At 33.8% G+C, this 14,610-nt stretch carries 11 protein-coding genes; 1 reads left to right on the top strand and 10 read right to left on the bottom strand.

Features of this window, described 5'->3' with window-relative positions; translation table 11 throughout:
* Position 1 precedes the first annotated feature (1 nt).
* From BLP44_RS23160 to BLP44_RS12675, 9 genes are all read right to left on the bottom strand, one after another.
* The gene (locus BLP44_RS23160) at positions 2–1,384 is read right to left on the bottom strand and encodes a TlpA family protein disulfide reductase (protein WP_244511764.1); all 1,383 of its coding nucleotides are present in this window, start codon (positions 1,382–1,384) and stop codon (positions 2–4) included.
* Positions 1,385–1,411: 27 nt separating this feature from the next.
* Complete coding sequence (locus BLP44_RS12640; RefSeq protein WP_091133384.1) at positions 1,412–2,884, bottom strand: retropepsin-like aspartic protease; 1,473 nt, start codon at positions 2,882–2,884, stop codon at positions 1,412–1,414.
* Positions 2,885–2,889: 5 nt separating this feature from the next.
* On the bottom strand, positions 2,890–3,759 hold the full coding sequence (locus BLP44_RS12645) for a thioredoxin family protein (protein ID WP_091133386.1): 870 nt from the start codon (positions 3,757–3,759) through the stop codon (positions 2,890–2,892).
* Between the two features lie 66 nt (positions 3,760–3,825).
* The gene (locus tag BLP44_RS12650) at positions 3,826–5,346 is read right to left on the bottom strand and encodes a PKD-like family lipoprotein (protein WP_091133388.1); all 1,521 of its coding nucleotides are present in this window, start codon (positions 5,344–5,346) and stop codon (positions 3,826–3,828) included.
* 35 nt (positions 5,347–5,381) lie between these two features.
* Positions 5,382–6,152 carry a DUF4843 domain-containing protein gene (locus tag BLP44_RS12655; RefSeq protein ID WP_091133390.1) on the bottom strand — a complete coding sequence of 257 codons (771 nt, stop codon included), beginning with the start codon at positions 6,150–6,152 and terminating at the stop codon, positions 5,382–5,384.
* A gap of 15 nt (positions 6,153–6,167) precedes the next feature.
* Positions 6,168–7,613: a RagB/SusD family nutrient uptake outer membrane protein gene (locus BLP44_RS12660; protein WP_091133392.1), complete on the bottom strand. Its 1,446-nt coding sequence runs from the start codon at positions 7,611–7,613 to the stop codon at positions 6,168–6,170.
* Between the two features lie 5 nt (positions 7,614–7,618).
* Positions 7,619–10,939, bottom strand: a complete 3,321-nt coding sequence (locus BLP44_RS12665; RefSeq protein ID WP_170830236.1) for a SusC/RagA family TonB-linked outer membrane protein — start codon at positions 10,937–10,939, stop codon at positions 7,619–7,621.
* A gap of 172 nt (positions 10,940–11,111) precedes the next feature.
* Positions 11,112–12,260: a FecR family protein gene (locus BLP44_RS12670; protein WP_091133397.1), complete on the bottom strand. Its 1,149-nt coding sequence runs from the start codon at positions 12,258–12,260 to the stop codon at positions 11,112–11,114.
* A gap of 157 nt (positions 12,261–12,417) precedes the next feature.
* The gene (locus BLP44_RS12675; protein ID WP_091133400.1) at positions 12,418–13,011 is read right to left on the bottom strand and encodes an RNA polymerase sigma factor; all 594 of its coding nucleotides are present in this window, start codon (positions 13,009–13,011) and stop codon (positions 12,418–12,420) included.
* Positions 13,012–13,459: 448 nt separating this feature from the next.
* Between BLP44_RS12675 and BLP44_RS12680 the strand changes: the two genes are divergently transcribed.
* On the top strand, positions 13,460–13,861 hold the full coding sequence (locus BLP44_RS12680; protein WP_091133402.1) for a DUF4345 domain-containing protein: 402 nt from the start codon (positions 13,460–13,462) through the stop codon (positions 13,859–13,861).
* A 50-nt stretch (positions 13,862–13,911) separates the two neighbouring features.
* On the opposite strand, the gene BLP44_RS12685 is transcribed toward BLP44_RS12680, so the two are convergent.
* Positions 13,912–14,487 (bottom strand): Crp/Fnr family transcriptional regulator, encoded by a 576-nt coding sequence (locus BLP44_RS12685; RefSeq protein WP_091133404.1) that lies wholly within the window; start codon positions 14,485–14,487, stop codon positions 13,912–13,914.
* Positions 14,488–14,610 lie beyond the last annotated feature (123 nt).

Here is a 14,610-nt window from a genome sequence, read left to right on the forward strand (position 1 = left end):
ATTAACCTTTCAATAATTTATCCAGTTGCACTCTCAACTCTGGATTTGACGGACGAAGCGCATCGGCATTGATAATATTTCCTTTTGTGTCAAACAATAAAAATCTTGGAATCGCATTTACGTCATAATTTTTTGCCACATCAGAACCAAAATCTTTATCGGCCATTAATTGAATCCCTTTTAATTGTTCTTTAGTAACAAAATCTTTCCATTTTTGTGCGTCTTTTGGTTTATCCAATGAAAGACTTACAAAAACGATATTTTTTCCGTGATAATCTTCCTCGATTTTTTTCATGTGTGGAATCTCTGCTTTACAAGGTCCGCACCAAGTTGCCCACAAATCGATGTACACAAATTTACCTTTAAAATCTGAAAACGAAACTGGTTTATCGTTGATGTCTTTATAAGTAAAATCCAATCCTTTTTGCCCCACATTTTTATGAAGTACTTTTTCATATTCTAATAAAAATGCTTTACTCGCGTCAGAAACCATAAAAGGTTTAATGCTTGGCGCAATTTTTTCGTATTCTTCAATTTTCATTCTTGAAGTTGCCACTTCTTCGCGAAGGTATGCATCTTTTAAAGCTGGGTCTGTAATATGAGTAATTGATTCTGTTAAGTCCAAACGTTTTGGTTTCTCACCACCATTAATGCTTACATAGAAAAAATAATTGGTCATCAAAGAAACTCCATTCGCTAATTTTAACAAATCTGGATCTGTAAACTTTTTGTCTGCCATCCAAGTTTTAATCACTGCCGGACGATCGTCTTTGTCTGGAAACACAGATCTTGGCATTCTGAAAAAAGTATAAGTCAATTCTTCAACATCTGTTGCAACGGCCAATTTTAGTAGTTTATTGAAATTCGCATCTTTGGTTTTAATTGATTTTGAAAATTCATCTGCTTTAGCAATGCCTTTATCAATGAATGGATAAAATTCTACATACGATACATTTTCACCCAAACGGGCAAATGGCGCAAATTCGTTATAGATTTCGTTTGCTTTTTGCACCAAAGCATTTTGTCCGATATTCTTTCCGCTTAAAACATAATTGGTTTTATTAACCACAAGATTAATATCTAATTTTGGTTCTAAATACAAACGAATTAATTGGTTTCTGCTTTTAAATTGTCCATAGTCAACATAATAAAAGCCAGCAGCTGAAACTGGTGTCATAAAGCCAAATTCCCCCAGTGAATTGACTTTTGCGGTAGCAGCAACGACTGGCTTTCCTTCTTCGACATTGTAAAGTGTTACCTCTTTTGCTTTGAAATCTGGAATCGTAATTGTTCCTCTGATTACTGCGTATTCCGAAAGATTGGCAGCAAAGCTCATTTGAACCGTAATGAAGGTCAAAATGAAATAAAAAATGTGTTTTTTCATTGTTTCTTTGTTTTTTGGTTGATAGTTTTAAATTGAAATTCGCATAGATTGATCGCCTTGTTCTATAATGAAGTCTTTGCTTTCTTTTGTTTCTTTTAATTGTTTCAGATTTTCAGGCTTCAGTAAATCTTTTGCCTCAAAATCATTAATCTGTGTGACTTTTGCACCAATTTTGACTTTTTTCAAATCCTCATTTTCCTGATCTATAATTCTCTTTACCAGAAGATTTTGGTTTTCATCAAAATCTAAATCAAGTCCACTTAAATAGAAAGAAGACATTTTTTTGAAATTCTTATTCGGTTCCAAATACACCGTTTTATGCAAAAGATCAATGGTAAAATTGAAACGTTTTATTAAATCAATTCCGAGTGATCCATCAGCGAAGGCCCAGCTTTTATTGGCTTCGTCATATTCCTGCAAGGCAATTGTTACGTTCGGAAAATTGTTTCCGTTGATCGCAACATTTGGAATGGCACCACCGACAATTTTGGTTTGTTTTCCTAAACTGAAATTAACAGAGTTGTATTCGGTTTTTAGACTTGCTTCGAGATTGTTTTTATGATTGAAAGGTCCGTAAGCTATAAGATCGTAACCTGCCCCAGTATCAAAAGTGAAACTGCCTTCGACTGTTTTTTTATCTTCAAAAGTCAGATTCATTTTTACTACCGGAAGTCCCGATTTATAATCAAAAACCAATGGCTTTGCTTTTCCCCAATACTTAAAATTTCCGAAATTATACAAGTCAATCGTCATCGTGTCAAAGTTGACCGACGTGATAAAATTTCTCAACAAGTTTGCACCAAACAATCCGTCATAAACTCCATGTTTCGGAAAAATAACCAAACCTTGATTCTTTAGAACTTGATCGCCAATATAAATAGTATTATCCGCAGAATACTGCACTTGCTGACTTCCGCCAACTACAGATGCCGATTTACTTTTGGTAACAACAACGCCTGCTTTGTAGGCGCTGTCTGGATTGAGCGCCATTCCGTCTGCACCTGTGTCAAAAAGCATTAAAAACTCACGATCGGCTTTGTTTAGTTTTATTTTAATGGCGATTCCGTTTTCGATAATTTCAAACGGAATGCTTGCCACTTCTTTTACTTGCGCGTGTCGGTCAACTTTGTATAAAGAATCGAAAAAAGTCACGTACAGCATTTTATTTTCTGAGTTGAAGACGATTTGAGACGGCTTTTTTTCTTTTCCTTTAAAACAAAAATCTACCAAGACAAAAGTTTCATTTTTAATCGACACAGATTTTGCAACCTGAATAGAATCTAAAGCCGGAAATGCTTTGAAAATACCATTCAGATAAAATTCGTTTGAAGAAGAATCTCCAACGCCAACAGTAAATTGCGGCGCCAGAAGATCTTTCATTTCGGCAAAACTCTTGTTCTGAAAAGCTTTTTCGAAAGTTTTAATAGATTTCTGAATGTTGTTTTGAGCATGAATTGTACAGCCAAAAATCAGTACTAAAAAGAAAAGTATCTTTTTCATTTCGATTACTTGTGCGAAGCCGAAGGATTAACTACCACTTTTTCTACTCCAAAATCTTTTAATAAAATACCCGAATATTTGGCGAATTCTTCTGGCGTATAGAGTTCTTTAGATTCATTTACTAATTCTGTAAATCCTTTTAAATCGTTCTTTTTTTCGAATTCTTTTTTCTTGCGCTGTAAAATGGAAAATACGTGTGTTGTCACATTCCATGTTCCGTAATCTTTCGCCAGTTTTTTACTATTGAAAAGAAATGCATCATCATATTGTTTTCCAACTCGCAATCCAGTAACAATTACAAAAGAAATTTCATCAGAAGAATCTTTAGATTTTAAATATGTATCGATCACATCGAAAGGAACATTTCTTTTTCCGTTTAAATACGCTTGTTTGTAAAAATCAGGATAATCATTTTCATTGATTTCAGGACTATACTTTTTGAAAATCCCTTTTTTAGCCGCTTCTTTTGCGTTTTGAAGTAAAGCTGTAAATTGCTCTACGTTATGAAAACCGCCTGCAATGTCAATTATTTTTCCGTCGGCATTCATCAATAAAAAAGTTGGAAATCCGGTAACGCCATATTTCATGCATAGCTTTTTACCGATTTCTTCTTTCAAAATATCTGATTTGAAAATGACAAAATCAGCGTTTAAAAGTGCTGTTACTTTTGGATCAGGAAACACTTCTTTGTCCATTTGCGCGCATGGCATACAGCCTGTAAAATACAAATCGACAAAAATTAATTTTTTCTCTGTTTGCGCTTGTTTTTTAGCTTGTTCCCAACTTTCTTGAGTGGATTGCGCTTGTGCTTTTAAGGCAATAGATGGACAGGCAAGCAGCAAAACTGCGCTTGCGATTCTAAAAAATCGTTTCATAAAATGTGGGTTATTCAGCCGAATGAATTTTAAAAATTCATTCGGCTTTGAGTTATCAATTTTTAATTATCTAGCACGGTATGCAACATCAACAATTTTACACAATCCTGAATAACTATAATCAAGTACCAAATCTCCATTTACAGGAGGAACAGTAAATAATTCTAGTTTTCCTACTGAACCATTGTAACTTCCAACAATTAATTTTTTATTGTATAATTTATTGGCTCTTGCATTACAATCCAGATAAGTGATTTCTTCACTTCCTTTGTCCAGCATCAATTTTGCAGACTGAGTTCCATTATCATACTCATATAGTTTTCCTCCAACTGCATAAAACAAATAACCAGAATCTGGACTTACAGCAAATTTGGTCGCTTTATCAAAATCTGGAGCATTCAAGATTTCTTTATAATACGTTTGCGCAAAAGCTTTATTAAATCTCAACAAATGAAATTTACCTGTTGTAATATTTCTTAAGACCGCAAAATTTTCATAAGAATTGTAAGCTGACGTAGTCATAAACACTAGATCGCAATTGGTATTGTTCCAATCCAAAACAGTTGGAGAACCAACAACTGGAGGCATTATAGAACAATTTCCTTTTACTACATTCATACGAACAAAACGACGCAAATCTTTATCAAATAAAACTGGAGGACCACCGTATCCTTGATTCTCCGCTATAAAAGGCGCTGCATAAAAAGGTTTTGTTTCTGTATCCAAGATATTGTTTGGCAAACCATATCTAACTTGCTGCACTTTTATGTAACTATACACATTTCCTTTGCTGTAAATAATGTTTTCTGCAGGGCCAGCAGATTTCATAAAATCAACACCAAAATTGGTATCAAAAGCACCACCAACACTTTCGTAAGCAATATTTTGAGATTGTGTCCAAGCAAAAGAGTCTGGTTCTAATCTTGCTGTACCAGTTTCTGTAGAGGTTACATAAATTCCATAAGCAGTGGAAGTGGCAAGGGCTGAGCCAAAACATTCTACATCGACAGCTTTACCACTTAATTTTAGAGCTGAACCTGCAGCGTCTAAAACATCTGTAATAACACGTGTTGTTCCGTTTGGTATTATAGAAACCATATCTAATCTTGCTTTTCCATCAACATCACCTACCACAAGCCATCCTTCATAAATAGCCGAAACTACATTCAATGTAAAATAGTCCTGTTTCTTTGTAACCCCAGTAACTTTGTCAGTAATTAAAAACTCCGTTTGCCAAGTAACTCCAGTAACTTTATCTGTAATGAGGTAATAAATCTTGTACTGACCAGGAGACAATTTTATTGCGGCATCAAAATCTTTTGTTGTGCCGATAACAGTTCTAGTTCCCTTTAACGCTACCCATTCAAATGTATAGCGATTAGGATCAGTCCCATCATCTTTGGTAGGATTTAAATTTGGAGATATTTTAAAACTTTCTCCAGTATAAACAGTATACTCATTATCGATACCTGTTACATTTAAGGTATTAATATCAGTATAATTGTAATTCCCTTCATCGCTTACGCAACTGCTCGCTAAGATCAACAGGAGCATCACAGCGATTTTAATTTGTATCTTTTTTATCATTTTTATACGTTTTATAATGAAATGAATTTGATAATTTATGGAAGGAACATTTCTGTGCCGTCTTCTTCATAAATAGTATTTCCAGATTTCTTCTGATCGGCTAAGTAACGTTTCATAAAATTTTGATAATATGTTACATCTGGCACCGTTAGTCCTGGAGAGCCAAGTTTCTGTGCAAACATTTCTGGATTTAGACTCATTAGTTCACACATTAAAAAGAATTTCTTAGCAGTAAAAACACCCAAATAAGCGGCAAACCATCCTGGAGGTTGTGTTAACTTGTCATCGAAAGTTATTTTACATCGAATAAAACTCATGGTTTTTCCCGTAATAGAATTCACCACTTTTGTCTGCATTTTTGTGGTAAACCATTCATTTTCTTCAAGATTTAAAACCAATGTATATTGATTGGTTTTCATATCTGGAGTTCTAAAAAAAGCAACATCTACTGTATCGACATGTTTTCCTGCATGAAGGTAAATTTCTTTAGGAAGAGAGAAATGAGTTCCTTCAATCGCTGTGCTCGATGGATCTACAGTAAGTTTTACTTTTCTGTCAACATCACTTAGGTTTCCTTGAACCCTAATCGGAATTTTGAAAATTCTTCCCGTTATAGCTGGCCTATCTAAACTGAAACTAAATCCTGTACTATCACGAACAGGCTCACTAATCCCATTTGGAGCATATAAAGCATTAGAAAAATAAATATTATCGGTGTCTTGGTATGTTTCAATTTCTTCTTTCTCGCAAGATGTAAATCCTAAAAAAGAAACGAAGATTATACTTAAAATCAATATCTTATTCATATTTAATCTTTTAAATTATTGAAAGTTAATTTCGGAATCTGGTAACGGTACTACATATTGAGTGGCATTCATAGTCAAATTTCCTGATGCCGCAGCACCGTTTGGAATATTTGCAGAATTGATTCTTTTGTAATAGAAAAACAACTGTCCCTCTCCAATAAATTCTTTTCGGTATTCTTTTGTGACTTCGGTTGCTAAAACTGCTGTTGCTGCTAAATTTCCAAGTCCTCTGTTAAAGCGAAGCGTATTTAAATAAGAAATTCCAGTGGCAGGAACTGTTGAAGTTTCGGCTGCGATTAAATACATTTCTGAAAGTTTGAACATTGGAATTTGCAAACGAAACACTTTAGTCTTATCACTAACATCTTCATATTTAAAGAATGTTTTCTGAGTTTTTCCTCCAACAATTGGAATTTTCCAGCTTGGAAGACTTCTATAATCGTTATCATTCGACTCGAAAACTGCATTGATTCTAGACAATAACGGAGAATATATTTTACGATCTTCCAGACTAGAATCAAACAAATCTTTTTGTTTGGTATATAAGGTATAATCGCTTAGAGCAAAGAAATTTTCTGAAGAAAAAATACGATCAGGATCTGCTGCATTAGTTGCATCTAAAAAGGCTGTCCAAGGAAAAAGTGTATTTGATTTAGTAAAATTGATTACTTCATTTGCTATAGTTGAAGCACCTGTTTTATCTCCAGAATATAATAGGACACGTGCCTTTAAGCATTTTACTGCCAAATAATTCATTCTATTTCCTCTGTTTACAGAATAATACGGATTGCCCCCAAAAGCGCCCGATCCTGTATACTTTCCAGTGGTCAAAACAGGGTCATTTGCTAAAAGAGTTAAAGCCTGATCAAGATCTGCAAGCACCTTTGCAATTACATCATTTGCTGGAAGAATCGGGTTAATTGTTGTTACATATTTATCATAATAAGGAATTCCAGGATCAGCAGGAGCTACTTTGTAAATAGGCCCATAAAGACGAAGCATATCAAAATGAAGCATAGCGCGAATCGCAATCGCTTCGCCTTTTAACATATTAGCTTTTTCTGCAGAAATTACACCAGCATGTTCTTCTATGCTTTCCAGAAATTTATTGGCTGATAAAATGGTTGTAAATGCTGTTTCCCAAATACTCGTGAAAGTTGCCTTAGGTGTTTTTTCAGCATAGTTATAACTCGCCATAGTATATTTTTCATGATTTGACTGTATATTATACTGCTGTGCCAAAATCTCAACGGCATCCATAGTCAGCTGTTTGCCATAAAGATTATTGGAGGCCAATTGCAAATAAAGTCCATTGTGCACATTCTGAACTCCTGTTTCTGAGCTGTACAGCTGTGATTCTAAGATTTTATCCTGAGGTACCACATCTAGAAAATCACTACAGCCAACAACTGTAAGAGATACTAGAAAAAGGAATGAAATTTTATGTAAATACTTTTTCATACTAATTAAAATGATACGTTTAAATTAAGTGAATAGATTCTTGAAAAAGGGTAATCGATACCTCGCTCGGCTTTGATAGAAGACACTAGGAAAAATTCGTTTGCAATAGCATTAAATGCTAATCCAGTTAATCCTGCTCTTTTTAGCCAAGCTCTATCAGTTACTCGATATCCTAGACGCATAGATTCTCCTGCTATATAATCGTCTTTTTGAATAAAGCGAGAAGATATTGGAGTAGCATTCGTCAAACCAATAGCTTTAAATTGTGCTACCTGTCCAGGTGTTGTCCAACGATCTGTAAAAGCTCTCGCATCTTGATTATCAAAAATATTATCCTTCGAGATATTTTCTACTTTGTTGTACAAGGCGGTATTAAATCTTTCCGCTCCAAAACTGTATCGCACTAATAGTCCGAAACTGAAGCCTTTATAGGTCAAGTTTGTAGAAACAACTCCTGTAGCCGTTTCTCTAGAATTCCCCATTACCACCTCATCTTTTTTATCTAATGTAAAAGTCGATTGACCATTTTTCTTTAAGAAAACTTCTCTTCCTGTTGCAGGATCAATCCCTAAAGAAGGAACAGCCCAAAGGTCATTACTGCTCGCTCCATCGTAATAACGCGTAAGACTTGTTGTTTTTTGAGCAGCCTCATTTAGAGAAGAAAGAGCATTATTAAAACCTCCTAATTTATTATCCCCAGAAGCACCCATAATACCAATTCCCCAAATAAAGTTCTTTTGAAGATCATAAATAAAGTTGTAGTTCACTTTCCATTCTATTCCTTGTGTAGCTAGATAGCCTATATTTAATGGATACGAATTTACCCCTGTTGAAGCAGCCATATCAATCGCCACAATTTGTGGAGAAGTCTTCCTTTTGTAGGCACCTAATGTTGCAGTCAGTCTATTTCTGAACATAGCCAAATCTAATCCAACTGATAAATCTTTTGTTCTTTGCGCTTCTAGATCAGGATTCGCCAGTTGAGAAACCGATAGTCCAGGTCCAAAAACGTTAGTGTTAATACTATATGAATAAACGTCATAAGAAGCAAAACCTACTAAATTTTGATTTCCTGTCTGTCCAATATTTCCGCGAAGTTTTAAAATATTAACAATGCTTTCGTTCATTTTGAACTCATTATTGATATTCCATCCCACACCAACACCCCAATATGGAGAATATTTTTTATTGGTTCCGAAGTTGGTTGCTCCTGACATTGTTTGTGTAAAATCAAACAAATATTTTCTATCATAAGCATAGTTGATTTGATTGGTTAAATCAACACTTCGAATTAACTCGGTGAACACTTTAGGTTTTCCGTTTGGCTGGTATCCAAAAGCAAATGCTGGATTTCCTTCAACACCTAATGGAAACCCTCTCAGCGTAGTTCCAAAAGCATTGTTTCTAGTTTCTAAAGCCGAAGCTCTAATGGTATAATTGAAAGAATGTACATTTTTAAAAACATTAGAATAAGTGGCACCAAGATTGGCGTTCCATTTATCAGTAATTGCCTCGTTTTTAAAGTACGATCCTTTTTCTGTCGCAATATCATTAATATATCTCGTATCATCTGGCGATACAAAAACAGTTGAAAGCGTGCTGTTTCTTGTTACCGATAATGCTCCAGTTGCTTTTATATGTGGATTTATATCGTAATTAACAGCAAAGTTATTCGTAAAATTGAAAGAATTTGATTTATCGTAACTACCTAAGAAAACATTGTAAAGCGGATTAGGAGCCTGATTTACCACAATATCTTTTGCTTCTAAAGGTAATGAAGAACCATCCAAATAACGTGTTATAATTCCATCTTCATTATATTTTGGATAATACGGACTTGTTTTTGCCCAAGTTTCAAAAGAACCATACGGTGATTCTTGGTTATCTCCTCCAGAAACAAAAAACTGATTGTTAATACTCAATTTATTCTTTCGGTAAGTTAAAGTAGCATTGTATCCCCAAGTATTATGCTCAGTCCCTTTCATAGTTCCCGTAACCTTTTTATAATTTCCTGCGATATTGAATCGGAACTCGTCACTTCCACCTCCGAAATTCAAACTATGCCCTGAGGTAATTCCCATTTGAATTGGCTCATTTAACCAATACGTATTGATTCCGCTTCGCACACCTGCTAAACGTCTTTGATATTCTTTTTGTACTTTAAAGTCAAATTCAGAAGCATTATTAGAAGTGGTATATACTCCAGAAAGTCTTTCAAACTCCAGTTTTTGCTCGGCATTCATTAAATGATAAACACTTAAATCTGCTAATTCGTAAGATGAATTATACACATAATTAAACTGCAATTTTCCAGGTATTGGTTTGTTTGTTTCAATAACCACAACACCATTTGCAGAACGAGAACCGTACAATGCAGTCGAAGCCGCATCTTTTAATAAAGTGATGCTCGCAATTCTATTAATGTCTAAATCGACAACCTGCTGTAATGTGGTTGGAAATCCGTCCAAAATAAATAGAGGCTGATTCGGATCGTCTCTAAACTGACTATCAACCTGATTTGCTGTTAAACTCGTCTGCCCTCTCACCTCTATAGTTGGCAAAATATTTGGGTTTGAACCCGCAATATTATTATTTACAACAATAAAAGACGGATCTAATGATTTTAAAGCCTGAACCGCATTTTGCGTAGACACCTGTCTTAATTCCTCACCTTTAAAAATAGTTACAGCACCAGTTATCAATTCTTTTTTACGAACAGTAACCCCTGTATTTACAACAACTCCTTCAAGCTCTTTTCGTTCTTCCTGAAGTTTTACATTAATTATTTTTCTGTTATTAACCTCAATAACTTGCGCACGATGTCCGATATAGGTAAAGAGAATTTGTCCATCATCTGGAGCTGTAATGGTATATTTACCATCAAAATCGGTTTGGGTAGCAACACCTGTGCCTTTTACTTTGATATTTACTCCTGGAATAGGCTCTCCCTTATCATTGGTAACAGTTCCTTTAATTTCAATAAATTTGGATTCTGGAGCTACAACTTTTTCGGTTGCTTTTTTCTCTTTTACAATAATTGTATTTCCAGCAGAAAAACTAAAATCAAAATCCTTATTGGAAAAACTGGCTTCCAATAAATCATTCACTTTAATTTTTCCCTTTTTTAAATGTACTTTAGGTAATTTTTTAAATAAATCTTCCTGATAAATAAAAGTATAGTTGGTCTGTTTTTTAATAATGTCAAAAACTTCGTCAACAGATACTGTTTTATCAGCTGTAATTACAACTTTCGTGTTTTGTGAAAATAGATTTACGGGAGAAAAACCAAAAATTGTAGTACAAAACAAGAAGATAAAAGTTCTCATAATGTTAATAATTAGCCGCTTTCTAAAATAGAAATAGGCACTGGTTAATTTAAATTTCATAAATTTACATGTTAATTGGTGGTTGGTTAATAAAACTGACTTACTGGTTGATACACAGAAAGGGATAAAGCGCAGTACGGTGAGAGGTCTAAACTTTAATCCCTTTTCTTTTTTATTTGATTATAATTTTATTGTCTTTCTTTTCATAGGCATTAATAAAATTGATATTCTTGATCGTGGTTAATATGTCTTCTAATTTCTGATTCTTATTTAAAACACCATTAAACTTGACATTGCCAAGCGCTGGATCTGCAAATACAATATCAACATCGTACCATCTTGACAATACTCTCGCAATATCTTTTAAAGGCATTCCTTTGAATACAAACAATCCTTTTCTCCAAGAAATCTCATTGTAGACATCGGCTTCAGAAACACTTATATTTCCATTGTATTCTGTTATTTTAGATTGTTGGCTTGGAGTCAGAATTTGCTTTTTGGCGGCATTGCTTACAGCAACAACTCCTTGTACCAAGGTGGTATAAATTGCAGGTTCATCTCTATAAGCCTTAATATTAAATTCTGTTCCGATAACCTCAACATTCTGTTCTTGAGTTTTAACTTTAAATCTTGAACCCTTATGTTTGGTACTTGGCGAAACTTCAAAATATGCTTCTCCATAAACCAATTCAACTTGTCTGGTCTGGCCGTCAACAAAAGCAACTGGGTATTTTAATTGCGATTCAGAATTCAGCCAGACTTTGGTACTGTCTGCAAGTTGCACAAAAAACTGCCCGCCTCTCGGAATCGTTAAAAGATTATTGGCAATTGCTGCAGATTTTCCGTTGGAATTGTAAATTAACTTTTCTCCATTACTAGAAGCATTTCCTTTGCTGTATGATTTTCCTTTTTCTAATTCGATAACAGAACCGTCTTCAAGAGTCAGAGTTGCTTTATCGCTTCCAATTAAAATTTCTTTGTGCGCCACTTGCGGTGTTTCAATCTTAAGCGGATTTGTTTTATTTATTATTAATGAAATTGAAATCAGCAATAATAATGATGCCGCCATGGCAATCAATTTGAAAGATGTTTTGGTATAAAATGGCTGAATTGATATGATTTTAGATTCTTCAGATTGAATGGCGTTTTGAAGACGTGTTCTCATTTTTAGTTCAAGTTCTTCCTTAGAGCCCAAAGTTTCGTCCCAATTCTTATCGGTTTGGAAACTTTCGTAATAATTCAATAATTTATTATTCTCCTCGAGATTGGTATCACCGGAAAGATATCTATTTAATAACAGTAAGAAATCCTCTTTTTTCATTTTTTATTGTATTATTTCGGGAGTATATGAGATAAGTAACCAAAAAGGAATATACCCCCTAGTCCAAATTGCTTTTTTTTTGATTTTTTTTGAAAAAGAATTAAAAAAGAAGAAAAACCACACACCATCAACCCAAATCACTGCATTTTTAATTCCGCTAAAAGATATTTTTTGAGAGCCATAAAATCATCGCCATACTCATGCTTTCGCCCATCGAAGAGCGAATAGTATGCAATGCTTTGGTAATATGATTTTCGACTGTTTTTGTAGAAATATTAAGCCGTTCGGCAATTTCTTTATGACTCAACTGTTCTTCGCGACTTAGTTTATATACAGCTTGACATTTTTCAGGAAGTCCTGCAATGATTAAATTCAACTGTTGCACCAGTTCGTCGTGCATTAACTGTGTTTCTGGAGTTGTAGACAAGAAACGTTTTTCTAAATCATCAAAAAGTTCTACATGAACTTTGTCTTTATTTTTTCTCAGATGATTAAAAACCTGATATCTCGCGCAGGCGTACATATATCCTTTTAGCGAAATATGAATTTCGATTTTTTCACGATTGTGCCAGATATTCATGAAAATATCCTGAATAATATCTTCGCACAATTCTTTGTCTTTAATGACATTATAAGCCGACATAAAAAGTGCCTGCCAAAATGTATTGTACAATTCTGTCAATGCCGATTCGTCGCCGCCGCGAAGACGATCGATTAAAATCTGATCCTGATTTAAGATAGAATTTGGCAATGATGGAAGTTTATGGAGATTGAATAATTCGCAACAAACTTAATAAATTCCGTTAATAATCCTAATTTGTTCTTAGTCTCAGAGAATTGCGTTTCTGATAAATCTTAATTTTAACAGCAGATTTAGTTTAAAGAAATTCTAATTTCACCAACAAAATCAGCTTGTTTTTTAAACATAAATAAAATTCACAATTAAAATAAAATGAATTTTCTAAAATCTCCAAAACAACTTCTTTTTACGTTAAAATTGTATTTTTATTAAATTTCAAAAAAATGACGTAGCCAATTTCTTTAAATCTAAAATTGAGTTTTTCAGGCTTCCTTTTTTTAACTCAAAATTTCTTAAATAAAAAATTGCTCTCCTTATTTTCTTATCTTAAGTCAAGGTCTTAACTTTTTCATAGCCATTACTTTTGAGAATTATTAACCTAAAACTCAAAATACATTTTATGAAATCATCAATCTATCTTAAAATTTTACTTTTTATTGTCGGACTTATTGGTTTTTCGATTGGGATCGCGCTTTTATTTTTTCCGATAACTTTTGAAGCTTCAGCAGGTATTTATCTTAACGAAAATGATTTTAGTCTGTTGAGCGAAATCCGTTCTTCGGGCGGAACGCTGATTGCATTTGGAATTGTAATTGTTACGGGAGCATTCAAATATTCATTTACAAAAATTTCTCTGCAAACAGCAATTTTACAGTATTTCGCTTACGGATTTTCTCGCTTATATGCCTTAATTGTTGATGGAGTTCCAAGTCCAACAATTCTAAATGCGGCGATATCCGAAATTGCAATCGGAATTATTTGCACTGGATTTTATTTTAAATATAAAAACGAACTCGGGTAAAACAGATTCGCGACAGCTACTTGTAATAAGTTTTAGCTATAAAAACAAACTCATTTCTGAACTATCCTTTTTCTAATTCTGCTCAATGATTCGGGCGTAATACTTAAGTAACTGGCAATATGAACGAGCGGTATTCGATTTAAAAAATTAGGATTCGATTTCATGAATTTCAGATAACGTTCTTCTGGATTGTAATTGTTTAGCAAAGCAATATAACGTTCTGCTTTTCGATAATCTGAAACCATGATCAACAAAGTTATATGCTCCAATATTGGGCTTTTTAATTGCATTTCTAATTCTTTTTCTCGAGTGCCACTCACTAAAATGGTGTCTTCAAGACATTGGATGTTAAATTCAGAAGGTTTTCCGTCTAAGTAGCTGGAATAAATCACTAAAGGCATTTCTTCTATAAAAAAACCCGAGGTTTTTTCGACTCCATCAATCATTTTGAATTGTCTTAAACAGCCTTTTAAAACCAAATAACATTTATCGCTAATCTGTCCTTCTGTTACTACAAAATCGCCTTTTTTAAAAAATTCGATTGTTGTGTTTTCAATAATTAGATCAATATCTGAAGGCTTAAACCTATTGAATTGTCCTAAAAATTTCCGAAGCAGATCGTTCATTGTTACAGTTTTAAATTTTCATTTTTAAAAATAACAAAAGCTATTTAATGTACTGAATTTGAGGCTCATTTTTTTCGTCACTATACTATTAAAAATACTCTAATGATAATTATTGTATTTTTG

Source organism: Flavobacterium anhuiense (genome assembly GCF_900101855.1).
Taxonomy (GTDB): Bacteria; Bacteroidota; Bacteroidia; order Flavobacteriales; family Flavobacteriaceae; genus Flavobacterium; species Flavobacterium anhuiense.

What these genes read in the sequence shown, in the direction of transcription:
- BLP44_RS23160 (WP_244511764.1), bottom strand. Translation starts at nt 1,384, where the DNA reads ATGAAAAAACACATTTTTTATTTCATTTTGACCTTCATTACGGTTCAA.
- BLP44_RS12640 (WP_091133384.1), bottom strand. Translation starts at nt 2,884, where the DNA reads ATGAAAAAGATACTTTTCTTTTTAGTACTGATTTTTGGCTGTACAATT.
- BLP44_RS12645 (WP_091133386.1), bottom strand. Translation starts at nt 3,759, where the DNA reads ATGAAACGATTTTTTAGAATCGCAAGCGCAGTTTTGCTGCTTGCCTGT.
- BLP44_RS12650 (WP_091133388.1), bottom strand. Translation starts at nt 5,346, where the DNA reads ATGATAAAAAAGATACAAATTAAAATCGCTGTGATGCTCCTGTTGATC.
- BLP44_RS12655 (WP_091133390.1), bottom strand. Translation starts at nt 6,152, where the DNA reads ATGAATAAGATATTGATTTTAAGTATAATCTTCGTTTCTTTTTTAGGA.
- BLP44_RS12660 (WP_091133392.1), bottom strand. Translation starts at nt 7,613, where the DNA reads ATGAAAAAGTATTTACATAAAATTTCATTCCTTTTTCTAGTATCTCTT.
- BLP44_RS12665 (WP_170830236.1), bottom strand. Translation starts at nt 10,939, where the DNA reads ATGAGAACTTTTATCTTCTTGTTTTGTACTACAATTTTTGGTTTTTCT.
- BLP44_RS12670 (WP_091133397.1), bottom strand. Translation starts at nt 12,260, where the DNA reads ATGAAAAAAGAGGATTTCTTACTGTTATTAAATAGATATCTTTCCGGT.
- BLP44_RS12680 (WP_091133402.1), top strand. Translation starts at nt 13,460, where the DNA reads ATGAAATCATCAATCTATCTTAAAATTTTACTTTTTATTGTCGGACTT.
- BLP44_RS12685 (WP_091133404.1), bottom strand. Translation starts at nt 14,487, where the DNA reads ATGAACGATCTGCTTCGGAAATTTTTAGGACAATTCAATAGGTTTAAG.